Below are 25361 nucleotides of genomic sequence, written 5' to 3' on the forward strand. Positions count from 1 at the left end.
AACCTACCCTTTATGAAAATCAATAATAAAAGCATCAGCATTGCATTCGTCATTATCCTGGCCGCAACGGTCATCATTTCGCTTGCCGGCATATTACTCATGAGCCGGCAGCCCCTAGTCCTGCAAGGACAAGTGGAAGCAACGGAAATACGTATCAGCGGGAAGCTGCCCGGACGTGTGGACTCCTTCCTCGTACAAGAGGGCGACTGGGTGAAGGCAGGCGATACGCTTGTCGTCATCAACAGCCCCACCATCGAAGCCAAATACCGCCAGGTGAATGCCCTGGAGCAGGTGGCCCAGGAGCAGAACAAGAAGATAGACGCCGGTACCCGCCGCCAGATTGTGGCCACCGCCAGGCAACTCTGGAACAAGACGCAGAGCGACCTTGCCCTCGCCAAGACCACTTACCAACGCATTGTAACGCTTTATAAGGACAGTGTCGTCACCTCCCAGCGGCGTGACGAGGTGGAAGCCATGTACAAAGCCGCCCAAGCCGCCGAACGTGCCGCCTACGAGCAATACCAGATGGCCGTGGACGGAGCGCAGAGCGAGGACCGCGCCTCGGCCCGTAGCTTGGTGGAAGCGGCGCAAAGCACTGTCGATGAAGTCTCCTCCCTCCTCGTCGACTCCCGTCTCACCGCTCCCGAAGACGGCCAGATAGCCACCATCTTCCCCAAACGCGGAGAACTGGTGGCTCCCGGCACTCCCATCATGAGCCTCGTCGTGATGGACGATGCACACGTGGTACTGAATATACGCGAGGACCTGATGCCGCAGTTCAAGATGGGAGGTACTTTCCGTGCCGATGTCCCCGCCATCGACGGCAAGGACATTGAATTCCGCATCTATTACATCAGTCCGCTGGGCAGCTTCGCCACCTGGAAATCCACCAAACAGACGGGCAGCTATGACATGCAGACGTTCGAGATACACGCACGTCCCACACAGCAGGTAGAGGGATTGAGACCGGGGATGTCCGTACTTTTAAAAATGAAGAATGAAAAATGAAAGATAAAGAATTTGGCTGCGCAATGAAAGCGCTTCGCATGGTTATCCGTCGCGAATGGCACCGCATGACCTCCCGCCGTCTATACCTCGGCGTCTGCGTCGTGCTACCCTTACTCTGTCTGTTCTTCATGGCCACCATCTTTGGAAACGGACAGATGGAGAACATTCCCGTGGGTATCGTCGACCTGGACAACACTGCCACTTCGCGCAATATCTCCCGGCGCATCTCTGCCGCCCCCACCTTCCGTGTGACGGAGCACTTCACCGACGAAGCCGACGCCCGCCGGGCATTGCAACAGAAGGACATATACGGCTACCTCGTCATCCCGCCCCGCTTCGAACAGAAGGCGGTGACGGGAACTGGCGCAACGCTCACCTATTATTACCACTATGCCCTTCTTTCGGTAGGCAGCGAGCTGATGGCAGCGTTCGAGAATACGCTTGCCCCCGTGGCGCTCTCGCCCATCGTGATGCAGGCCGAAGCTCTGGGAGTCAGCGGAGAACAGATACAGACCTTTCTGCTCCCCGTAGAAGCCAGTACCCATCCCCTCTACAACCCGGACATGGACTACTCCATCTACCTGAGCCAGCCTTTCTTTTTCGTACTGTTCCAGATACTCATCCTGCTCACCACCGTCTACTCCATAGGCAGCGAACTGAAATTCGGCAGCGCCGGCGAATGGCTGGAGATGGCACGAGGCAATATCCTCACTGCCGTAGCAGGGAAACTGCTGCCCTATACCCTCATCTTCTCGTCCATCGGTATCCTGGCAAACTATGTACTGTTCGGCCCGCTACATATCCCCTTCGCTGGCAGTCTGTGGCTGATGAATGCAGTGACCGTGCTCTTCATCATCGCTACCCAGGCATTGGCGGTCTTTATCTATTCTGTCTTTCCCAAGATTGCCTATATCATCAGTGTAGTATCCATGGTGGGGTCGTTGGGGGCTACGCTGTCCGGAGTCACGTTTCCCGTTACAGCCATGTATGCGCCCGTGCATGCGGCCTCCTACCTCTTCCCCGTGCGGCACTTCACGGAGGCGGCACAAGCCATGATTTACTTCGATGCAGGGTTTGCCTACTTCTGGCAGTCGGTAGCTACACTCTTCATCTTCCTATTGACGGCACTGCTGATACTGCCGTTGCTGAAATGGTGGATAAAAAAAGAGATAAGGGAAGAAGCAATCTCCACCTCCCCATCACCTTGTCCACCTACCGTATTGTCAACAGCTTCCGTCATCCGCCACGAGTGGCATGCCATCGCCACCAATCCCGCCATCCTGCTCGTGCTGGCAGGCGGTATCTTCCTCTACGGGCTGCTCTACAACTACATGTACGCCCCCAACCTGGTGCGCAAGGCTCCTGTCGCAGTGGTAGACCTCTCCCACTCCGCCCTCAGCCGCGAATACATCCGACTGCTCGACGCCACTCCCCAGACCGCCGTCTACGGCCAGACACCCAACATCCTCGAAGCCCGCCAATGGATGAAGCAGGGCGACGTGGCAGGCATCCTTTACCTGCCTGCCGACTTCGAGGCACGTGTGGCACGGGGCGAGACTTCGGTCTTCGTACTCTATGCCGCCACGGACGCTTTCCTCAACTTCAAAGGACTGCAAGAATCCAGTGCGCGCGTCATGCTTGCCGTGAACGATGCCCACCGCATGGAGGGCACCGTATTCCTACCTCCGCAAGGGTTGCTGGCAGTGGCTTCGTCCGCTCCCGTCAGCGTGTCCGGCACGGCGCTCTACAACTATACGGAGGGCTACGGTTCCTATCTGATTCCCGCCGTCCTAATTGTCATCATCTTCCAGACGATGCTGATGGTGATTGCCATGCTAACGGGCGAGGAAGCGGAAGCCCGAAGAAAAGGAATACGGCTGATGCGTGCCGACTCATTGAAGGATACATTACGGATTGTCGGGGGCAGGACCTTCGTATACTTCATGCTGTATGTGGTGTTCTCCCTATTCCTGCTGGGACTGCTGCCGCATCTGTTCAGCATCCCCCACATCGGCAGCGGAGGAGACATCGTCACAATGATGATACCCTTCCTGCTGGGCACGAGTTTCCTTGCCCTGGCCGTCTCCCGCTGGTTTACAGACTCCGAAGCGCCGTTGCTGATGATAGCCTTCTTCTCTGTGGGCTATATCTTCCTTTCGGGCGTGTCCTATCCGCTGGAGCTGATGCCGTGGTATTGGCAGACAGCCCACTATCTGTTTCCGGCAGGTCCTGCCGTACTTGCTTTTGTAAAACTGAATTCAATGGGTGGAACGCTGGCCGACGTATGGCCGCAGATGCTGACGATGTGGATACAAGTATTGGTCTATGGAACTTTGGCGCTCTGCACTACACGCCACCTCTACGGAGAAGGAAAAGTGAAGGCATAAAAAAAGGCTATCTATCCCAGACAGCCAATCTTTTGTTAACCTTAAATCTAATACTATGAAAAACACATTGCAAATATACGGACTTCTCCGAATTCTCCAAAATTTCCGCCCATAACAGCCTTATTTATAACATGGTTTAATAGGAATATGCCGTTGTTAACAGATAGAGGCTGGTCAAATAAGAAATTTTCACTATCTTCATCCCCAAAATCGAACATCATAACTAAAGAATATTTTGCCATGATTCATACCATACTCGATACAGACCTTTACAAATTCACCACCTCGTATGCCTACATCAAATTGTTTCCCTATGCCATGGGCACTTTCAGCTTCAAGGACAGAGACGACACCGCCTATACGGACACGTTTCTGAAGGAACTGCAAGAGGCGGTGGACAGCCTGGCACAGACCGTACTTACTGCCGAAGAGCTGGAATACATGACCCGCCACTGCCGTTTCCTGCCGAGGGTCTATTGGGAGTGGCTCTCCTCCTTCCGCTTCCAGCCGGAGAAGGTAAGCATCCATCTGGACGAGGACCGGCACCTGAACATTGAAATCACGGACTATCTGTACAAGGCCACCCTTTACGAAGTCCCCCTGCTTTCTATCGTATCCGAAATAAAGAACCGTTCTTTGGGAAACGTGGCCGACATGGACGGCATACTCTGCAAACTGTCCGAAAAGGTGGCACTCTCCAACCGACACCAGCTGTATTTTTCAGAGTTCGGCACCCGGAGACGCTTCTCGTTCGAGGTACAGGACAAAGTCATAGACCGTCTGAAGGAAGCCGCCGAATACTGTACCGGGACTTCCAACTGCCACTTCGCCATGAAATACGGCATGAAGCCTATGGGGACGCATCCGCATGAATGGTTCATGTTCCACGGCGCACAGTTCGGCTACAAACACGCCAACTACATGGCCTTGGAAAACTGGGTGAACGTGTACGACGGTGACTTGGGCATCGCACTGTCCGATACCTATACCTCCGGCATTTTCTTAAGTAACCTGAGCCGCAAGCAGGCCAAACTATTCGACGGTGTACGCTGCGACTCCGGCGATGAATTCGATTTCACCGACAAGCTCGTTGCCCGCTACCGCGAACTGGGCATCGACCCTACCACTAAAACCATCGTCTTCAGCAATGCGCTCGATTTTGGCAAGGCACTCGACATCCAGGAGCATTGCAGGGGCAAAATCCGCTGCTCCTTCGGCATCGGCACCAATCTGACGAATGATACCGGATTCAAGCCCTCCAACATCGTAATGAAACTGACGCAATGCAAGATGAACGTCAACCAGGAATGGCGCGAATGCGTGAAGCTGTCCGACGATGCAGGAAAGCATATCGGCAGCGAAGCGGAAGTACGGGCATGTCTGTATGATTTAAGGCTCGGACAGCAAATAGAACCCCTATGCTGAAAACAGCTTCCCGGCGGTTAGCGATAAGTGCTTACTGTCTTTTCCTTTTGTAGGCAAACTCTTGCCATTTCTCCTCCGGCCAGTCCTGCCGCTGCATCTCCATGCGGGCCATGACGAAGAACAAGTCCGAAAGGCGGTTGATGAAGCGCAGAATATCCTCGTTCACAGGGTCTTGGCGATGGAGTGTCCACAAACGGCGTTCGGCACGGCGGGCCACGGTACGGGCAAACTGCAGTTGGGCTGATATGGGAGTGCCACCGGGCAAAAGGAAGTAGCCGTTGTCCGTCAGCAGGACGGTCATGGCATCCATCTCCTGCTCACAGCGTAGCGTGAGCTCTGCGGCAGAAAGCGGATTAGGATTTACCACTCCCGAGGGAGTGGCCACATGGCTCATTACCACCATCAGTTCCCGCTGGACAGCATGCAGCAACTCCTGCCAACCATCTTCTGCCGCCAGCATGGAGCGCACGATACCAATCACGGCATTCAATTCATCAAGGCATCCGTTTGCCTCGATACGGATGTCATCTTTCGGCACGCGCGTGCCACCATGAATACCTGTTGTTCCTTTGTCTCCAGTTTTGGTATAGACTCTTTTCATTCTCTATTTGATAAGGAACTGTGCCCACTGCGGGATTTCCTCTACATATTGTTTGAAGAGGGTCCCGTTTACAGTGCGGAACAATAATCGAGGAATTTGATTTTCTATTGAATTATCGTAGACATATACCCTATCAACCAAGGATATTGCTTTGCCTATATTCAATAACGATTTATAATAACGGGAAATAATTTTGGAAATGGGAACTTCATGCCCTCCATTCAAATAGCGCTGTGTAATACGCCGTACATTTATCTCAGGATTATTTGTACAGACAAAAAAAATGCGAATAAAAAATCCTGCTTTTTTTGCTTCTTCAACAAATGCAAGTTTTTCGTCTGAGGAAAAGACTGTTTCAAATACAAAATCTTGCCTTTTCCTTAAACACTCATAACGCATTTTAGTCGCCAATTCTGCTGCCTTCAATACTGCAACGGGAGAATTCCAATCACCATATTGTTCTTGCGCTATATTATCAGGATTAATGTAAAGGCTATTTTCTGCCCATTCATTATGAAGCAGTTGCACTGTCGTAGAAGTTTTACCCGAACCATTCGGACCAGCTACTATACAAAGTGTCGGATTTTTTTCGTTCATCACATGGATATATCACTTACATTTTTAGCTCTATATGCTTTCAATTTTTCTCTCACCTCTTGCATTCTCCGCTCCAATTCTCTTTTTGCCTTGCGAGAACTTTCACGGGCCGCAACAGCCACTTGTTCCATCAAAGCATGCAGTTGTTCATCAGTAGGGTCTTCCAAAGAAGACAAGCGATAAGTATTCAGTTTCATAATCATAATATATTTAAATGAAAACAAAGATACTCCACTATTTCGAGAACACAAACGAAATTACATAAAATATCAATGCGCTATCCGGACTTTTTCATAATGAATTCAAACTTAGATTAGAACTGTTTTTAATCAAGGAATGATTAAAAAGCAAAAAACGGCCGGACATGCCATACAGAAGTCTTATTATATCCTTGTAAACAAACCCTTTCCCATTTGTATAAGGGATCATCGATATGCCAGAGAAGCATCCAGTTTCTATCTTTATCATATTGAGAACTGCAACTGAAACCAAGTCTGTGATTCACGTTAAACTGCGGTAACGATTTACCAACTTTGGATAACTGTCCTTCTAATTTATCTAACGTTTCCAGTCCCCACTTTTCGTCTTGTAAACCATTACCGGTATTGTGCCGAAAGTTTTCCGGAGATTTTCCACAAATATTCACCAATACATCAAACCATTGCCCTATGCTTGGCAGAAACCACGGACTACGTTCGATCCCATCCGGCACCTTATTGCTGTTATTGTAAGTTTTCACCAGATAAAAAGCACGACAGTCGCTTACAAAAGATGCATCACCCTCATGATTTGCCAGCATTTGTAAAGTTTCAGAGTACCCGTTCATGTTATTCTTAATTCTGCTAAAATCATGCTTTGACTTCACATCGGCTATTGATATTGTATCAATATCCGCTTCGATTAAATCCATCGGTCCCCAATTCCCTTCTTTCAAACTATCCAACATCATCACATAGGCATGATTCCATCCTTTTTTATTACACCTCTCGTCTGTCATCCTTTCCGGATCGCAAGTAATTACCATTCCGATAGCATTTTCATAATCATAGATTTTCCCATCTTCTTCCAACTTCCCGTTTCCGGGATGTACTTCTATTCTTTTATCGATTTCGTTCTGAAAGACAAAATCCCCGGGATAAAGCTTTCTTTCTATACTTCCTTTACCGGGTACGGGACTAATAACCTTCAAGGTATAGCATTTTCCAGAAGTAAAACTGATGGAGCTGCCCGGATAATTTATCTTTATATTCGTATCATCTCTGCCATCGGTAGTCATATAGTTTCCGGTAACCCGTGCATTTGCTTGCGGCGGAACAATGGCACAATATTTCAAAGAATCTATCTGATATGGAGTAATACCGTTCAGACTCACATTAATAGCCGCCGAGTCTGTTCCTAAAACCCTCGATTCCCTATGGTAAACAAAGCCTGCTTTTTCTGGTGCAAAACAACCTACGTATACTTGCGGTTGCAACACAAGCAATGCAAACTGGTGTTGAAACAGCAAGTTCAGGATTATTCCGGAAGAATTGTCAATAGCAGGTACGCCGGTGGCAACCAACAAATCGCTGACAATATGCTTTTCTGTTGTGGACTGGTCCTTCGCAGGTTGCAGTTTTTCATTCCCGGTCAGTGAAGCAATAGCTCCGTCCATACCTTTTGAGAGATCTATTGTGATATTCTTCCTATATGGATAGTAAGCGACATAACTCACTCCATCATACCAATAAAGTGTACCATTTCCCACCGGATTCCAACTGCCGCTTGACATATTGTAAACCAATTTGGCATTATCAATATTATCCATTATAGCACCGTCCTTTATGGCAAAAACACCAATCGAATCACCATCGACAAACTCCATTTTAAAATGTTCGTCCCTTACAGAGGTACGTGTAGAGGACTTTCCTGCATTGGAGAGCTCTTCAAAATCAGCGACTATAGCCCGGACTGTAAAGGGTACTCCCTCACAGCACTCCTTCATACCTCCATTGTTTGCTTCGTATTCGTCAGTGCATGCACTACACACTAAAAGGATGCCCCAAAAGACTATTCCAGTGAAAAATTTCATATATCTTTTCATATTATCTTACTTTAAACAGATTGGCATCTTTTTGCGAAGTCCAGAATTACCCCGTCAGGTCAATCAGTCTCTTGTTTTGCTTCCGTTCCAATAACTGTCTCGGTTTCAGCATTCTCTTCCCATGATACGGGACCGTTCTCCGGTATCACAGTAATTGCCTTTCGTGCTATACCTATAGTATAGCTGACGGCCCTTCCCGAAGCCCAATTATCAGTCAGAGGCAAAGACTGGTTTTCCATACTGACAGTTTGAACAACAAGAGCATTATTACTATCTTTGGCCGTATATTGATAAGAAATATTGAACTTACTTCCTGCCCCGGCAGGAAGCAGAAAGAAGGTTGCAAGCAGTTTCTTTTCTTCTATAATTGTATCCGGTACCGGAAAACTTATTATACCGGTGGTAAAGTTTTCCTTTTCATCAGCCGATGGATATGTCCACTTCCAGCCTATGTCACTATCTGCTGTAGGATTATAATAGGTAAGCAATCCACTCTTCATTCCCGTAATTGAGAAGGAAGTTACTGACTTTCCCTCCGTATTATCATTACTTTTTATATAGACATTGACCTTGGTCAGTGTATGGTGCAGTTTGAAAGTTACATTACCATTGTTTTGATTCATTACCGGAGTTGCGGCAAGAAAATCTATCTGATTATTTACAGCTATCGGAACGGTATACCCCAACACCGGAAATCCGCTTGCCGTTCCTTCATCCTGAAAAGAGAGGTAACCATTTTCCACTTCATTCACGTAAGGGGCATAAGCAAAGAAACTGATTTTATCCGTGGTGGAATTGTCCGACCAAAACTTGACCGGACTATAAGACCATGTTCCCTCATCCTGTTGTTTTTCCACAAGCTGGTTATACATAAAATTCGGTATGGCAGTATTCTCGTTGAATTTTCCATGTGTAAAATATGCAAACACTCCCACATTCTTAAGTTCACCGGCAGTGGCAAATTTCCCGGTTCCCCTCGTCATTGTAATAACTCCAGAAAAGCCGATAGGAAGATTCTCCTGCGGAAGTCCGTTCTTACTTTCTTCCCCACTGCATGCTCCCAACAACAAAAGTAATGCAAGGAGGATGCTACACAACCGCTTCATCCCTATATCTTCTGCTTTTCCTTTCATACTCCTTCTACCTAAATGTTACTTTCCCCATTACTGGTCCATCCCGTCATATTGTCATCAACAGCAATACTGATAGCATTCATCTTGATGGTCAACACGTAAGTATGCTGTGTCCCTTTTTTAAAAGTTCCTTGCGGCAATTTGACTTCTTTATCCGTCACAGTACTTGTCAGATTACTACTATCATTCACCTTTGTCACAACATCATAACTAATCTTTAGGCTCAAATCCCCTTCCTTGGCTGTACCGTTTTGGTTATTCACAGGAATGAAATAAAGAGCTTCCTTTTCTGAGAACAAAGCTGTTGCATCGGTATTACTACTCACGTCGACAGCACTCTTCTTATACCCCCATTGGTCAATGCCTGTTCTATTCACAAACTCACTAAGGTCTTGCTCAGCCGAAAAATAGGATGCGGAAGGTGAGATGGCATTCCAAGCATCAGTACCGAAATCATAAACCGCTTTGTTGTAAAGTATTCCACTTCCCGGAGACAGTTTTAATCCTGTTACAAAGATTCTTGTTTCAGCGCCCAGATTCACGTCCGGCTTCACCTTGACATTGGCTATTTGGGTAAGCACATGGCTGAATTTAAACTGGACTGTTCCTTTGTTACCGACATTGCTCTCAGAAGTCAAGTCTTTTATGGTAGTACGGCAATCCGTTACTAAATCCACCATATCTTTCCAATTATTTGAAGTTTTTACTTCAAAGGTGATTTTAGGAGCCTCTTTATCACTTTGTGCCGATAAAATTATTTTTTGGTCTGTTCCCTCTCCCGGATTGGATTCATAAGGTGCATAAGCGAAGAAAGTTATTTTATCATCATTCGTCGGCCAAAAACGCAGAGAAGCATACCCCCAACTACCGGAAGTCCATGTAGCATGTTCATTATACATAAAATCGGGTGTTGTACTCGCTTTCTCACTATCCCATCCTTCCTTGCTTGTTTTATAGGCAAAAATACCGAAACCGGCATCCGCTTCTTTCAGCGTGGACGTAGTGGTTTCCGTTCCTCTGGTCTGTACTCCCGTATATACATCCAAACCGATTGTCCGGTCTGCATCCGGATTTATCTCCGTAACTTCATTTTGCGAGCAACCGGCTATCGTCAGCGCTGCCATTGCCATCAATAAACTTTTCGTTCCCATCTTCTATTCATTTTTTCAATTAATATTAATTATGTCCTCAAATATCTATATCACTGTTCACTTCATCCTCCCAGTCATCCACGTTGGCGTCAAAACCCGAACTTCCTTCAACTTTCACATTCGGTACTTTTTTTTCGCACGTCATGTCGATGAAAATGCTCATTCTTCCATCTCCTTCTTCCAACTGGCTTATTTTCAGATCATCAAAACTTTCTTCAAATGTGGTTTTCCCGTCCACCAATTCTGCTCTCAAATGCAGGTTATGTGAAATCTCCGTATCAAAACCAAACACGCTGATAGAGGCGCTTAGTGTTCCGTCCGTCGCCGATCCGGAATTATAAACGGGATTACCGAGACAAAACTCCTGCGCCACAGTCTTTTCTGAAATCTGTCCCGAAGCGAGAAACACAGATTCTGCAATACCATCCAATTTACAAGTGGCATTACGTATATTGTTCATTCCTTTAATACGGATTTTAACTGTTATCTTTTGAGTCAGTTTTTGGGGAAGGAAACAGAGCTGGCAACCATTTTTACTACCGTCAATCTTTTTGCCCCCCCAGTTAGTCATGCCCGATGAATAGTTTCCCGACATGCCCGGAGTCACTTCAAAACTTTCCATACAATCGGCTGCAAGTTCGTCGGGACTATCCATAATGATTATCTCCGTGGAAGGGACATCCTTTGTCACCACATTTGTGGCATGTGCCTCCAACGTCCGGTAGGCATCTTCTCCCCTAAAGCCCAGGTTACCAAAATCGTCAAATGAACGGTTAAAGAGAACAACGTCATAACGTCCTTCTTTCAGATACACAGTCTTATACGTTCGGTCGCCCATCAGTACCATAATGGGACTACTGCCGTCTGTAGGATAGAATACAGTGGTGGCACCATAATCCTGTTCCTTCTCATTCAATCCCGACCGACTCCAATCGGCACTGATCATGATTTCAGTTTCAAGGGAGTAAACCTGCTCACGGTGACTACAAGCGACCAACATGAAGAAGGTGAAGTTGTAAAACACCCACAATAGCAGCATGTTTCCCGATGCAAAAAGCAAGTGTTTTATTTTTATAAGTATCATTATAATTTGCTTTGTCAAGCCGTTACTTACCAAGTAACGGATAGTCTTCTCTATCCGCAATAAAAAAAGCTGTTTTGGGAGTCATATAATGATGTAAAGAAATATATTCCGTTTTTGAGGCATCAGAAATGGAGGAGCACTTTGTGTGTTTTTCAGAATACACACCGGAACAATATGTATTTTTTCGTGTGTTGTGTCGGTAAACAAATAAAATGATAAGATTTTTATAGAAAACTAAACTATTATTTGGATTTATGAGGAAGAATTCCAATCTTTGTGAATCAAACTATCCGTTACTTGGTAAGTAACACTTCCCTTACCAGAGCCATTGTCAGACGGCATTTTTCATGCAACTTTCTTTTCATTGTATCCTGCGACCGAGATTATCAGTTCTTCATTGGCCGCATCCACCTTTTCATTCTCAAAAGGTTTCAGGTATGTTTCCGTCACCTTGATAGAGAAATGGCCCAATGCCTTGCTGATGATGCCGATACTCATTCCTGCATGAAAAGCCAACGTAGCCCATGTATGGCGCGCCACATATGAGCTGAGCTTCACACCTGGCAGCAACAGAGACGCTATTTTTTCCAGTTTCAGATTGAAGCCACGAAGAGCCCGAAGATAATCCATATACAGTTCTTTATCCTTTTTCACCTTCCCGGCCCGTTTCTTCTTACTCTCTTGTTTGTGTAGAATCGGAAAGAGATAGATGGAATCCGGATTCCTGTTTTTAAACTCTTTCATCAGTTCCATCGCTTCTTTGGGAATACGCACCGTCATCTGCCGTCCTGTTTTGTGGCGGCTATATACAATGCGGTTCCCTTTCACATCTTGTTTACGCAAATAAGCGAGGTCAATGAACGGCATTCCTCGGAATAGGAACATCAATAAGAAATAAGCCAACACACACCGCAGATCCGAAGGCAATTTTCTTAAGTCTGTACACAGCAACGTATTCATCTGTTCTAGTTCCAGCGCCCGTTTAGTCTGTGATTCCACTTTTGTGTACACGTCATCAAACAATTTCGGGTTATAGGGCAGCACCTTTTCACCGACCATCCGGTGATATACCGCCTTCAAGTTCCGCATATAGGTGGAAATGGTATTCAAGCTCAACCCTTTAGGCTCTCTTTTCCGCTTCCTCATTCCTTCCCGTCTCATCCATTCTTCATACTCCTTCAACCTGCCTGGCGTAAAGACCTCATCCACCGGCATCGGCATTCCTGCCCCACCGTAAAACTCCGCGATAGATTTCAACGCATACGTATAGGTATGTGCCGCCGAGCGCTTCTTATCCGCTTCCAACTGCTCAATCACCGTCTGCATATAAGATGCCAAATCCGGCATCTTCATGGGGCTCCCCATTTCTACATTCTTTTCTTTTTTACTCATAATAAATCTGATTTTCAAATCCGCACCCTACGCATATCCTAAAAAGGCCACGTTGATGGGAAAAATTTATGAGTACAAAGTAAATTATATAAGAAAATTATAAAGAATATATAAGGATAAATAAATTTGTTCACTAAAACAAACCGGTTCAAAGGAGGTTCTGCAAGATTAGAGTTCACCGAACAAAGCCATCACATCCACCTCGCCCCAATACAGATGCGTATAACTGGCTATCAGGTTCTTATAGCGAAAGACGGGAGTGGTTACCTTCCCTCCTTTGGCATTGTAGACCTGCGCTATCGAAAGAGGAAGACTGCACGCACCACCTTCTTTTCCATCGGTTTCGGGCACGGCAAACTGCGTATAATGGAATTCGTGTCCTTTAAGCCGCCATCCGTTATAGTCGAACCGGCGGTATCCCAATGTCAATTTCCTGCGTTTACGCTCGTTCGTAATGCTGAAAGGCAATACTCCTACCATCTCATTTCCAATATTGCCTACACAGCTCCCGGCGCTTCCCCCGTCCGTATCCCCATCAGAAAGAACGGACTGCGAAAGATATATCATCCCCCCGCATTCTGCCAGCGTCCTGCCACCGGCCTCTATATAGCTGCGGATAGACTCCCTGGCAAGCCTTGCCCCGGCAAGTTCCTCCAGACGGTTCTCGGGATAGCCGCCGGGCAGATAGAGCAAATCCGTCTCTTGCGGAATAGCCCGGTCCTGCTCCGGATTGAAGAAAGTGACCGTGCCCATACGGCGCAGAATATCCAGATGCTCCGCATAGAGGAAGGAAAAGGACTCTTCGTTGCGCGCTACCGAAATATGCAGCTTCCCCGGCTCTGATAGTACCGACTTCTCCTCCACAGCCGCCGCAGGCAATGGAAGCCCGATTGTCGAGAGCAGCAGTTCCCAGTCCACATGTTCCTCCAGCAAGCCTGCCAGCATATCCAGTCCCTCCGTCTCCTTAGAACGGCTGAAATCCAGCCCCAGATGGCGCGACTCCTGCTCCAGTTCCTTCTGCTTGGGCAGATAGCCCAGACAAGTCACGTTCAAGTCTTCACAGACCTCCTGCAGCATCCGGTAGTGGCGGGGCGAGCCGACACGATTGAAGATAACCCCCGCAATACGTATATCCGGACGGAAATTGATGAACCCCGACAACAAAGGAGCCATGGAATAGGCAGCCGACTTGGCATCAACCACCAGCACCACAGGAATACCCAAGAGCCGAGCCACTTCTGCCGACGAGCCCCGGTCGCGGTCGTACCCGTCGTACATGCCCATCATCCCCTCGACCACGGCAACATCCGCATCCGCCGAATAGCGTGCATACAGACCGCCTACGTGCTCCGGAGATGCCATGAAAGTATCCAGATTGATGGAAGGACGGCCGCATACCGCCTCGTGATACTTGGTATCTATATAATCGGGACCGCACTTGAAAGGCTGCACCTTCAGACCTTTCTTCACAAACAATGCCATCAGTCCACGACTGACGGTGGTCTTTCCACTGCCCGATGTAGGGGCGGCTATGAGAAACTGAGGAATGGAATCCATTATGAAGCTATCAAATTAAATATTTTCCTCCTGCAAAGGTAAGCATATCTCCGACAAAAGTTTTATCTTAGCTGCGAAAATAAAACATACCACCATGATAACCGAAGAACTTAAGAAACTCTACATCGCACATACCGGACACGAACCGGAACAGATTGACGAACTCCCCTCCTCCGGCTCCAACCGCCGTTACTTCCGCCTCATCGGAAGTCCTACACTTATCGGCGTCAGCGGAGAGTCTGTGGAGGAGAACCGCGCCTTCCTCTACATGGCAGAACATTTCCGCCAGAAAGGACTGCCCGTACCGCAAGTGTTCATCCACTCCGAAGATGATATCTATTATCTGCAAGAAGACCTGGGCGACTCGCTCCTATTCAATGCCATCGAGAAAGGCCGCAAGACCAGCGTATTCGGTGAGGAAGAGAAACAGTTGCTGCGCAAGACCATCCGTCTGCTGCCCGCCGTACAGTTTGCCGGAGCCGACGGCATGGACTTCTCCTACTGCTACCCGCAGGCAGAGTTCAATAGCCGCAGCATTCTGTGGGACTTGAACTACTTTAAATACTGCTTCCTCAAGGCTACGGGAATGGACTTCCAGGAAGACCGGCTGGAAGACGACTTCCAGAAGATGGCAGACGTGTTGCTCCGTAGCAGCTCCGCCACCTTCATGTACCGCGACTTCCAGAGCCGTAACGTTATGATAAAGGACGGCGAACCGTGGCTCATCGACTTCCAGGGCGGACGCAAAGGTCCGGTCTACTACGACGTTGCCTCCTTCTTGTGGCAGGCCAAAGCAAACTATCCCGACAGCCTGCGCCAAGAGTTGCTGAAGGAATACATCGACGCCCTGCGCAAGTACCAGCCCGTGGACGAGGCTTATTTCTATGCCCAGCTTCGCCACTTCGTATTGTTCCGCACCATGCAGGTGCTGGGTGCCTACGGTTTCCGCGGTTACTTCGAGAAGAAGCCCCACTTCATACAAAGTGTCCCCTTCGCCATCGAGAACCTGCGCCAGCTGCTCCAGGAGCCTTATCCTGAATATCCCTACCTCTGCCAGATTCTACGCGAACTCACCGAGCTGAAACAGTTTACAGACGACCTGCAAAAGCGCCGCCTCGTGGTGAAAGTCACCAGCTTTGCCTACAAGAAAGGCATCCCCGAAGATTCCACAGGCAACGGAGGAGGTTTCGTCTTTGACTGCCGCGCTGTGAACAACCCCGGCAAGTACGAGCGTTACAAACCCTTCACGGGACTGGACGAACCCGTTATCCGCTTCCTGGAAGACGACGGCGAGATAGCCGTATTCCTGGAGCATGCCTACGCCCTTGTCGACGCTTCCGTGAAGCGCTACATGGAACGCGGCTTCACCAATCTGTCTGTCTGCTTCGGCTGCACCGGCGGACAGCACCGCTCCGTGTACTCGGCACAACACCTGGCGGAACATCTGCACAAGAAGTTCGGCGTGCAAGTGAACCTGATACATAGAGAACAGAATATTGAACAGACGTTTAAGGCCAAAGTTTAATGTGCTAATGTGAGAATATGCCAATATGAAAGCCATGATTTTCGCCGCCGGCCTGGGCACCCGGTTGCGCCCCTTGACGGACAACATGCCCAAGGCCCTCGTTCCCGTAGCAGGAAAGCCCATGCTGGAACGGGTGATACTGCGGTTGAAGGAAGCAGGATTCAACGAGATAACGGTCAATATCCACCACTTCGGGGAGCAGATTATCGACTTCCTCCGTGCCCACGACAACTTCGGCACGGAGATTCACATCAGCGACGAACGCGGCATGCTGCTCGACACCGGAGGAGGCATCAAAAAGGCACGCCCCTTTCTGGACGGACAAGAACCTTTCCTGGTGCACAACGCGGATATTCTGACGGACATTGACCTTGCAGGTCTCTACCGCCACCATCTGGAGAGCGATGCGGAGTCTACCCTGCTTGTGAGCGAGCGCAAGACTTCCCGCTATCTCCTTTTTGACGACGACTACCACCTGCACGGCTGGATAAACAAGTCCACCGGAGAGGTGAAACCGGCAGGCTTCGACTACCGGGAAACGAAGTACCGGGAACTCGCCTTCGGAGGTATCCACATCATCTCCCCCTCCCTCTTCCACCTGATGGACGATGGGCAGTGGGACGGCAAGTTCTCCATCATTCCTTTCTACTTGTCCGCCTGCACAAAGGTGTATATACAAGGCTATCCGCTGCAAGGATTCCGCTGGTTCGACATCGGCAAACCGGAGACACTGACGCAAGCGGAGGAATACTACAAACAAAAATAACAAGTAATGTAAAGCTGCCTGACATTACTTGTTAGCTCTCTTTACATTACTTGTTATCAAATCAATCCGTGTACCACAGATTGGCACAGATTATCCATAGTGAACCCCTACGCCAACGCCAGTATCAGCAACTGAGCCGTCAGCACCCGCAGGAACATAGCCAGCGGATAGACCGTGGCGTATCCCACCGCAGGGGCATCGCAGGATGTCAAGTCCGAGGAATAGGCCAATGCAGGCGGATTGGTGTTAGCTCCGGACAGCACACCTATCAGCGTATAGTAGTTCAGCTTCCAGAAATAGCGCCCCATGAATCCTGTCACCAGCAACGGAACGACCGTGATGATGGCCCCATAGCCAATCCACACATAGCCGCCTTCGTAGATAATGGTATCGATGAATCCCTTTCCTGCACCCAACCCCACGCAGGCCAGGAACAAGGCGATACCGATTTCGCGTATCATCAGATTGGCACTCATCGTCGTGTAGGTTATCAGCTTATATTGAGGCCCGAAACGGCTGATGAGGATGGAAACCACCAACGGTCCACCGGCCAGTCCCAGTTTCACGGGTTGGGGAATGCCAGGGAACATGAACGGCAGACTGCCCAAGATACATCCCAGGGCAATACCCAGGAAGATAGGAATCAAGTTGGGATGGTTGAGACGCTTCAGCGAGTTTCCCAATACCTTCTCCGCATGGCTCACGGCAAGCTCACTGCCTACAATCGTCACACGGTCTCCCATCTGCAACTGCAAGTGGGGAGTTGCCACCAGATCCACGCCCGAACGGTTGATACGGGTGATGCAGGCACCGAAGTTGTTACGTATCTTGAGCTGAGACAGAGACTTGCCGTTCAGTTCCGGCTTGGTGATGAGGATGCGGCGTGAAATCAAGTTCTTGTCCTCCCGTTCCCACTCCACCGAAATTTTTCTTCCGAAGAAGGCAACAATGGCCTCCACATCTTTCGGGTTGGCAATGAACAGAATTTCATCCTGCATGTGCAGCACTGTATCGGCATTCGCCAGTTCTGTTTCCTGACTGCCGGTGTGCCGGATGCGGGAGATGACAAACGCACGGTTCAACAATGGTTTCACATCTCTGATCCGCTTGCCGTCTATTGCCTCATTGCGTATCTCTACCGATATGGGACGCACGGTCAGCTCCTGCAGATGGCCCAGCCCGTGCTCGGCATCCTCCTCTTCTTTTTTGGTGTTAATCCGCATGAAGAACTTCAAGGCAAGCAGCGCCAGGATGCAGCCCACTACACCCAACGGATAGGCAACGGCATATCCGAGTGCGATTTCCGGAGCATCCACCCCGTTGAGGTCACTGTTTGCCTGCTGGGCAGCACCCAGACCGGGGGTATTGGTCACGGCTCCGGACAAGATACCCACCATCGTAGTAATGGGAATTCCGGTGGCAAAGTGCAATACAATGGTGATAACCACGCTGAGGAAGACGGAAAGCATTGCTACCATGTTCAGCGTAAGTCCACCCTTCTTGAAAGCGGAGAAGAATCCCGGTCCCACTTGTAGACCGATGGAATAGACAAACAGTATCAAGCCGAACTCCTTCAGGAAGTGCAGCAGATGTTCGTCGAGGTTCATGTCGAAATGTCCGAAGACAATGCCCACAAACAAAATCCAGGTGACACCCAGCGAGATACCCGCCACCTTCAACTTGCCCAGCATGATACCGAAGGTGATGACCAGGGACAGAATTAGGACAGAGTGTGCCACTCCTCCGCCCCAAAGGTTGGGATAACCCTCAAAGAGGTTTCTTAATAGTTCCATAGTTTCTATCTTTAGTTTTTACTTTTCAGCCTTATTGTTTAATTCTTAATTCTCTATTTAAAAAGTGTATCCCCACAGAAATCACTTCTCCGGGGATACGCATTTCACACATAAAAAATAACTACTATTATAAAGGCATGTTGCCGTGCTTTTTCGGTGGATTGCTCTGATTCTTGTTGTGCGCCATCTCCAATGCCTGCACTAGCTTGTAGCGGGTATCGCGCGGCATGATGACCTCGTCTATGAGGCCACGCTCGGCAGCGCGGTAAGGGTTGGAGAACTTGCTTTCGTACTCCTTGATAATCTCCTGCTTCTCTTCGGCAGAGGACTTACGGTAGAGGATGTTCACTGCACCCTCGGCACCCATCACGGCGATTTCCGCCTGCGGATAAGCCAGGTTCACGTCGGCACCCGTCGGTTTGCTGGACATCACGATGTAGGCGCCGCCGTATGCCTTGCGGGTAATCAGCGTTATCTTGGGCACGGTGGCCTCGGCATAGGCATAGACAATCTTGGCGCCGTGGCGGATGATGCCGTTGTGCTCCTGCATCGTTCCGGGCAAGAAGCCGGGAACATCTTCGAAGGTTATCAGCGGGATGTTGAAGCAGTCGCAGAAACGGATGAAGCGTGCCGCCTTGTCGCTGGCATCAATATCGAGCACACCCGCCAAATAGGCAGGTTGGTTTGCCACGATACCTACCGAACGCCCGTTCAGACGACCGAAACCGATAACGACGTTCTTGGCAAAGTGAGGCATCACTTCGAAGAAGTACTGGTTGTCCAGCACCGGTTCTATAATATCCTTGATGTCATAGGGCATGTTCGGGTCTTCGGGGATGACGGTCTGAAGCGTCTCTACCCGGCGATGGATATCGTCGGAACAGGGAGTGAAGGGAGCATCCTCCATATTGTTGGACGGCAGGAAGCTCAGCAGCTCGCGGATGCTCATCAGTGTCTCCTCCTCCGTATTGCACATGAAGTGGGTAACGCCGCTCTTGCTGCTATGCGTATAGGCACCGCCCAGTTCCTCCTTGTCCACCTCCTCGTGGGTCACGGTCTTTACCACGTCCGGACCGGTGATAAACATGTGGCTCTGCTCCTTTACCATGAAGATAAAGTCGGTAAGCGCCGGAGAGTAGCATGCCCCACCGGCACACGGCCCCAGAATGGCGGATATCTGCGGAATGACACCCGACGCAATGGTGTTCTGATAGAAGATGGAGGCATAGCCTGCCAAGCTGTTCACACCTTCCTGGATGCGTGCGCCGCCCGAATCGTTGAGGGCAATGACGGGAGCACCGTTCTTCAGGGCAAGCTGCTGCACCTTTACAATCTTTGCGGCATTCGTCTCGCTGAGCGAACCGCCATGCGCCGTGAAGTCGTAGGCATAGACAAATACAAGGCGGCCGTCTATCTTTCCGTAACCGGACACCATGCCGTCTCCGGCAATCTGTTTCTTCTCCATGCCGAAGTTGGTGCAACGGTGGTTCACGAACTTGTCCAGCTCATTGAACGAGCCTTTGTCCAGCAGCATGTCAATACGTTCGCGGGCAGTCATGCGGCCGGAGGCGTGTTGTTTCTCTATCTTGTCTACGCCCCCACCCAGCGAGGCACGTTTATCCAGTTCCTCAAACTGGCGGTATATTTCTTCTCTGTTCATATTTGCATTTACAATTTAGTGATTTATAATATACGTACTGAATGCGACTCGGGATTATTCCTCCTTTATCAACTCCAATTCAATCAATACCTGGTTGGCATTCACCGGTTCGCCCTCGCTCACGAGAATGTTGCGGACGATGCAGTCGGCATTTACCTTATAGTTACTCTGCATCTTCATGGCTTCCAGCACCACGGCAATGTCTCCGGCAGCCAGTCGGTCGCCCACCTTGACGGGGATGCTTACCACCTTGCCCGGCATCGGAGCCAAAATCTTGTCGTCCTGCTTCTCGTCGGCTCCTTTCTTCATGTGCAGATACTTGGCTTGCGTGTCTACAATGTCTACGTGGAAGGAACGCTGGAGCATGCTGATGTCATAGCTCTTTCCTCCCTCGCCGCGCACAAGGCCTGCGTTGAACGAGTTTCCGTTGTGCAGGATGGAGCAACTTCCGTTCTCTGCCATCACAATGTCCACTTCGTAGGGCTTTCCGTCAATGGTAAGTTGTACCTTATTCCCTTCCTTACCCACCAGGGTAATGTCTGCGATACGGTCTCCTATATGTATTTCCATTATTAATTCTCCATTATCAATTATCCATTCCTTAAATCCTGAGCACTCCCTTCTGCAATCCGAATTCCCTCCAACGGCTGATGGGGCGGCCATCGGACAGCTGTGCCGAAACGTTCTCCTCCAGATTAACCAGATAGTCCATATAGGCAGCTATCATGGCGATGTTCTCCAACTCTTCGTTGGCAGTGTTGGTACGTACCAGCATGCGGGCGTTCTTCTCGATAAAGAGGGTGTTGTACTCTCCCTTCACAAAGTCGGGCACGTGCATGATGCGCTTCAGATAGGCAAGGTTGGTCTTTACGCCCGTAATCTTGTACTCGTAGAGCACACGGCGCATACGCTCGATGGCATACTGGCGGGTGGTTGCCCATACGATGAGCTTACCTATCATGGGGTCGTAGTAGATGGGGATTTCATAGCCGTCGTACACGTAGCTGTCAATGCGGACACCGATTCCGTTCGGTTCCGTCAGTTGCTTGATGACACCGGGAGACGGCATGAAGTTGTTTTCCGTATCTTCGGCACAGATGCGGCACTCTATAGCATGACCGCGCTGGAACAGGTCCTCCTGCTTGAGGTGCAACACCTCGTCGTTGGCAATACGGATTTGCTCTTTCACCAGGTCTACGCCTACCACCTCTTCCGTGATGGGGTGCTCCACTTGCAGGCGCGTATTCATTTCGAGGAAATAGAAACGGCGGTTCTTGTCTACCAGAAACTCGATGGTACCTGCACCGGAGTAGTTCACTGCCTTTGCTGCGGCAACCGCCTTCTCCCCCATCTCCCGGCGCAATTCCGGCGTAAGGAAGGGTGACGGGCTTTCTTCTACCACCTTCTGATTGCGACGCTGCACGGAGCATTCGCGGTCGAAGAGGTGGATGACGTTGCCGTGGTTGTCGCCCAATATCTGGAACTCGATGTGGTGGGGTTCTTCCACGAACTTTTCCAGATAGACCGTGTCGTCTCCAAAGGAGGACATGGACTCGGAGCGTGCCGTGTTGTAGGCTTCCACCACTTCGCTCTCGCTATGGATAAGGCGCATACCTTTACCACCGCCACCCATAGACGCCTTCAGCATCACGGGGTAGCCTATCTCGTTGCAGATGCGCACGGCTTCTTCGGCACTCTGCAAGGGTTGTTCCGTTCCGGGAACCACGGGTACGCCTGCCGCAATCATTCGCTTGCGGGCAGCTATCTTGTCGCCCATCGCCTCCATCGTCTCGGCGGCGGGACCGATAAAGATAATCCCTTCCTCCTTGCAACGGCGTGCAAACTCCGAGTTCTCCGACAAAAAGCCGTAACCCGGATGGATGGCATCGGCACCGCATCGCTTTGCCGTGGCAATCACTTTTTCAATATTCAGATAACTCTCTTTTGCCACGGCCGGTCCTATCGGATAAGCCTCATCGGCATATGCCACATGATGAGAAGTACGGTCGGCATCGGAAAAGACAGCAACCGTAAGCAGTCCCATCTCCCGGCACGAACGCATGACGCGCAAGGCAATCTCACCTCTGTTGGCAATCAATACTTTCTTAATCATTTTACTTTTTCTTTAATATATAAAGGATATATATAGTCACACCACAATGCGGACATACCTTTAACAAAGGCATTCCATTTCTTGTTTAAATGTTCAACTAATATCTTCGTACTGTCTTCCTAACCCACGAGCAAAGGCAGCCTTTAATGAATGGCAGGTCTTCTGACTGACTCCTAATCCTGAAGCCTTCCCGATATTTCAATGCATATCAGTGGCAAGGGTGTTTTTCATGATATAAACGGAGCTTCACAGCAGCGGGACTGTCCGGGATTTACACCCGATTCCCTTTTAATCCAGATGATGGAAACATGCATCCGGAACCAATTCGCGGACAAAGATAACAAAAATTATCAGGAGTATTCGCAAACCTAATAGTTTTTGTTATCTTTGTCCCAGTTTTGGTTTCACCTCTCCCGGTTCTGTTGGAGATGAGTGATGAAAAAGGGAATCAGGTGCAAATCCTGAACAGACCCGCTGCTGTAAGTCCTTCCAAAATCTTTGAATATTCTACAAGCCACTGTCCGCCCGGCGGATGGGAAGGCATTCAAAGAGGGATAAGTCAGAAGACCTGCCAAGACAACATAGTTTTAGTGCTTTCGGGGAATAAAGCAACAAAACATTGAGTCGAGGCATTCTTTATCCATATAAAGGAATCTTTCTCTTTGTTCATTTTTCCTTGAGGGCAAGTTACGAACGCTTATAAGGAACTGAAATGAGATTCATCACAGGACTGCTATTTACATTTATTTGCCTGCTTCCTGCAGGTAGTATGGCACAGAATAAGGTCACCTTATCCGGAAAAGTCATAGACCAGCACGGGACACCGATAGCCCAAGCCACCATTGCTGTGGAAAACACCACCTCCGGCACCTATACGGATGACCGGGGGAAGTATTCACTGCAAGTCGCTCCGGGTAAACATACCTTCGTCGTCTCCTTCCTGGGCTACCAAACCGTGAAACAATCCCTCGACATCCGGCAGGATAAAAAACAGAACTTTACATTGCAGGAAAGTGCCGTAACGCTGAGCTCTGTCGAGGTTTACGGAAAGACCCAAACGCAGAAAGTGAAGGAAGGAGCCTTTGCCGTCAATGCACTCGACATCAAGCCGATAGTAAACTCACTGAATAACCTCAACGACCTGGTGAACCGTACAACGGGCATTAAGGTGAGAGAGGAAGGCGGAGTTGGCTCGGACTTCGACCTTTCCATCAACGGCTTGTCCGGAAATTCAGTCCGCTACTTTTTGGACGGAATGCCACTGGACACCAAAGGAAGCGGTGTTTCACTCGCCAACTTACCCATTAACATCATAGACCGGATTGAGATATACAAAGGAGTAGTCCCTGCCAGCTTGGGAACAGATGCACTGGGCGGCACCATCAATATCATTACAAAGCAGGAAAAAAAGGATTATCTGGATGTATCTTACGGCATCGGCTCCTTCCATACCCACAAGGCAGACTTGAATGCACAGTTCGTAGAAAAGAAAACCGGACTAATAGTCCGGCCCACCGTTGGCATCAACTACTCCAAAAACGATTATAGAATGAAGAATGTACAGATGCGCGACGAAAGCGGGGACAACTTCATATATGGCAATCCCAAGCGTTTTCATGACGGCTACTTCTCTCTACTGGCACAGGTGGAAGCCGGATTTGTCAACAAATCCTGGGCTGATGCTTTCTTTGTTTCCGCCTCCTATTCAAAAACAGACAAGGAACTGCAGACGGGGTCTGTTCAAAACAAAGTATACGGAATGGCAGAAAGGAATTCCGATTCCTGGAACATCTCTGCCCGCTATCAGAAGTACAACTTCATCCTGAAGAACATGCAACTGAATGCCTCCCTCTCCCACACCTGGGACCATTCCTTGACCGTGGACACTGCCTATCGGAAGTACTATTGGGACGGAGGATACATCGTGAGCCAGCGCAACGAGATTATGGGCAAAGAACCATCCATGCGCCACAACAAGCGTCCGCTCACCATCATGCGCACCAACCTGGACTATCAGCTGAATACCCATCACAGCTTTAATCTGAACTACCATTTGAGCCGTACCGGAAACGACCGCTTCGATGACCTTGATACCAGCTTCGAGCCGTCAAAAGATGTGGTTACCAAACATATCCTGGGACTCTCCTACAACCAGTCTCTGTTGGATGGCAAGATGGAAAACGTATTCTTCATAAAAGACTACATCAACCATCCCAATATCCGGCAGACCGACCAATCCAGCGTGACCGGCTCGAAGGATGTGCAAGGCTCCACCACCAAGAACTACCTGGGTTACGGTGCCGGACTCCGGTATATCATCGTGGAACCTTTATCCATCAAAGTATCCTACGAGCATAGCGTAAGACTGCCCATCGCCCGCGAGCTGTTGGGAAACGGTACCACCATCTATGCCAACGTGGCACTGAAACCGGAAAACAGCAACAACTTCAATGCCTCTCTGTTCGGCACATGGCACCCGGGCAATGGACATACATTCTATTATGAGATGAGCGGATTTTTCCGTAAGGTAGACAACTACATTCAGACCAGCATTGCCGAGAAAGAGGGTACAATGCAATATACCAACGTCCCGGCTGTCCATGTAAAAGGTGCGGAAGGGGAAATGCGCTACGACTGGCAAGGCAGACTGCAACTCGCCACAAACGTCAGCTACCAGGACACTCGCGACCAGCAGAAGTACAAGGGTGACGGAAAGCCCTCTGCCACCTATAACAACCGTGTGCCCAACCGCCCGTGGCTATTCGGTAGCGTAGAGGCTTATTATACCTTCCGCAACATTGCCCTGCCCGAAAGCAGATTGCGCCTGGGTTGTACCTATCAATGGGTACACTGGTACTTCCTGACCTGGGAAGCTTACGGCGCATATGATAACAAGGCACGCATTCCCGCCCAGCACATCTGTAATGCCGACATCACTTACTCATGGAGACGCGGACGCTATAATCTGGCTTTGGAGTGTACCAACTTCCTCGACAAGACAGCCTATGACAACTACAAGCTGCAGAAGCCCGGACGTGCTTTTTTTGCTAAATTCAGACTATTCATTAACTAATCATTTAATAATT

19 protein-coding genes and 2 riboswitches are annotated in these 25361 nt (G+C 49.2%); of the genes, 6 read left to right on the forward strand and 13 right to left on the reverse strand.

From position 1 onward, the window contains the following. The first annotated feature begins 12 nt into the window (after positions 1-12). The 3 genes from DWZ03_RS04790 to pncB all read left to right on the forward strand — a co-directional run bounded on the left by DWZ03_RS04790 (position 13) and on the right by pncB (position 4820). The gene (locus DWZ03_RS04790) at positions 13-1008 is read left to right on the forward strand and encodes an HlyD family secretion protein (protein ID WP_005829289.1); all 996 of its coding nucleotides are present in this window, start codon (positions 13-15) and stop codon (positions 1006-1008) included. Further along, positions 1005-3395 (forward strand): ABC transporter permease, encoded by a 2391-nt coding sequence (locus DWZ03_RS04795; RefSeq protein ID WP_120129023.1) that lies wholly within the window; start codon positions 1005-1007, stop codon positions 3393-3395. The genes DWZ03_RS04790 and DWZ03_RS04795 overlap by 4 nt, the downstream gene beginning before the upstream one ends. A 240-nt stretch (positions 3396-3635) precedes the next feature. Continuing rightward, positions 3636-4820 carry a nicotinate phosphoribosyltransferase gene (gene pncB / locus DWZ03_RS04800; RefSeq protein WP_005829296.1) on the forward strand — a complete coding sequence of 395 codons (1185 nt, stop codon included), beginning with the start codon at positions 3636-3638 and terminating at the stop codon, positions 4818-4820. 31 nt (positions 4821-4851) lie between these two features. Here the strand turns inward: pncB and DWZ03_RS04805 are convergent, their stop codons facing one another. The 9 genes from DWZ03_RS04805 to DWZ03_RS04845 form a co-directional block, all read right to left on the reverse strand. After that, positions 4852-5421, reverse strand: a complete 570-nt coding sequence (locus tag DWZ03_RS04805; protein ID WP_120129025.1) for a cob(I)yrinic acid a,c-diamide adenosyltransferase — start codon at positions 5419-5421, stop codon at positions 4852-4854. Between the two features lie 3 nt (positions 5422-5424). Then, positions 5425-6018 (reverse strand): zeta toxin family protein, encoded by a 594-nt coding sequence (locus tag DWZ03_RS04810; protein WP_005829300.1) that lies wholly within the window; start codon positions 6016-6018, stop codon positions 5425-5427. Continuing rightward, positions 6018-6215: a hypothetical protein gene (locus tag DWZ03_RS04815; RefSeq protein WP_005836934.1), complete on the reverse strand. Its 198-nt coding sequence runs from the start codon at positions 6213-6215 to the stop codon at positions 6018-6020. Before DWZ03_RS04815 ends, DWZ03_RS04810 begins: the two co-directional genes overlap by 1 nt. A gap of 143 nt (positions 6216-6358) precedes the next feature. Further along, on the reverse strand, positions 6359-8101 hold the full coding sequence (locus DWZ03_RS04820) for a fimbrillin family protein (RefSeq protein ID WP_120129027.1): 1743 nt from the start codon (positions 8099-8101) through the stop codon (positions 6359-6361). 59 nt (positions 8102-8160) lie between these two features. Beyond that, the gene (locus DWZ03_RS04825; protein ID WP_120129029.1) at positions 8161-9234 is read right to left on the reverse strand and encodes a fimbrillin family protein; all 1074 of its coding nucleotides are present in this window, start codon (positions 9232-9234) and stop codon (positions 8161-8163) included. An 11-nt stretch (positions 9235-9245) separates the two neighbouring features. Continuing rightward, a complete protein-coding gene (locus tag DWZ03_RS04830) occupies positions 9246-10385 on the reverse strand; it encodes a fimbrillin family protein (protein WP_005829307.1) in 1140 nt (379 codons plus the stop codon). A gap of 37 nt (positions 10386-10422) precedes the next feature. Continuing rightward, complete coding sequence (locus tag DWZ03_RS04835) at positions 10423-11469, reverse strand: DUF5119 domain-containing protein (protein WP_229076308.1); 1047 nt, start codon at positions 11467-11469, stop codon at positions 10423-10425. Positions 11470-11814: 345 nt separating this feature from the next. Then, positions 11815-12861, reverse strand: coding sequence for a tyrosine-type recombinase/integrase (locus tag DWZ03_RS04840; protein ID WP_005836693.1), 1047 nt, complete (start codon positions 12859-12861; stop codon positions 11815-11817). Between the two features lie 168 nt (positions 12862-13029). Further along, complete coding sequence (locus DWZ03_RS04845) at positions 13030-14418, reverse strand: cobyrinate a,c-diamide synthase (protein WP_120129031.1); 1389 nt, start codon at positions 14416-14418, stop codon at positions 13030-13032. Positions 14419-14512: 94 nt separating this feature from the next. Between DWZ03_RS04845 and DWZ03_RS04850 the strand changes: the two genes are divergently transcribed. Both DWZ03_RS04850 and DWZ03_RS04855 read left to right on the forward strand, forming a co-directional pair. Continuing rightward, positions 14513-15943 (forward strand): phosphotransferase, encoded by a 1431-nt coding sequence (locus DWZ03_RS04850; protein ID WP_120129033.1) that lies wholly within the window; start codon positions 14513-14515, stop codon positions 15941-15943. Positions 15944-15968: 25 nt separating this feature from the next. Next, positions 15969-16709, forward strand: a complete 741-nt coding sequence (locus DWZ03_RS04855) for a nucleotidyltransferase family protein (RefSeq protein WP_120129035.1) — start codon at positions 15969-15971, stop codon at positions 16707-16709. Positions 16710-16816: 107 nt separating this feature from the next. On the opposite strand, the gene DWZ03_RS04860 is transcribed toward DWZ03_RS04855, so the two are convergent. The 4 genes from DWZ03_RS04860 to accC all read right to left on the reverse strand — a co-directional run bounded on the left by DWZ03_RS04860 (position 16817) and on the right by accC (position 22275). Continuing rightward, positions 16817-18502, reverse strand: coding sequence for a putative transporter (locus DWZ03_RS04860; protein ID WP_044467460.1), 1686 nt, complete (start codon positions 18500-18502; stop codon positions 16817-16819). Between the two features lie 127 nt (positions 18503-18629). Further along, positions 18630-20162, reverse strand: a complete 1533-nt coding sequence (locus DWZ03_RS04865) for an acyl-CoA carboxylase subunit beta (RefSeq protein ID WP_044467659.1) — start codon at positions 20160-20162, stop codon at positions 18630-18632. A gap of 54 nt (positions 20163-20216) precedes the next feature. After that, the gene (locus DWZ03_RS04870; protein ID WP_057087685.1) at positions 20217-20732 is read right to left on the reverse strand and encodes a biotin/lipoyl-containing protein; all 516 of its coding nucleotides are present in this window, start codon (positions 20730-20732) and stop codon (positions 20217-20219) included. A gap of 31 nt (positions 20733-20763) precedes the next feature. Further along, positions 20764-22275, reverse strand: coding sequence for an acetyl-CoA carboxylase biotin carboxylase subunit (gene accC, locus DWZ03_RS04875; protein WP_120129037.1), 1512 nt, complete (start codon positions 22273-22275; stop codon positions 20764-20766). A 134-nt stretch (positions 22276-22409) separates the two neighbouring features. Then, a riboswitch (cobalamin riboswitch) is annotated at positions 22410-22615 on the reverse strand. 42 nt (positions 22616-22657) lie between these two features. Further along, positions 22658-22866: riboswitch (cobalamin riboswitch) on the forward strand. A gap of 121 nt (positions 22867-22987) precedes the next feature. Here accC and DWZ03_RS04880 point away from each other — a divergent pair. Further along, entirely contained in the window at positions 22988-25348 is a 2361-nt protein-coding gene (locus DWZ03_RS04880; protein WP_120129039.1) for a TonB-dependent receptor, read from the forward strand. Positions 25349-25361: the final 13 nt, after the last annotated feature.

Source organism: Bacteroides sp. AF29-11, assembly GCF_003602895.1.
Taxonomy (GTDB): Bacteria; Bacteroidota; Bacteroidia; order Bacteroidales; family Bacteroidaceae; genus Bacteroides; species Bacteroides uniformis.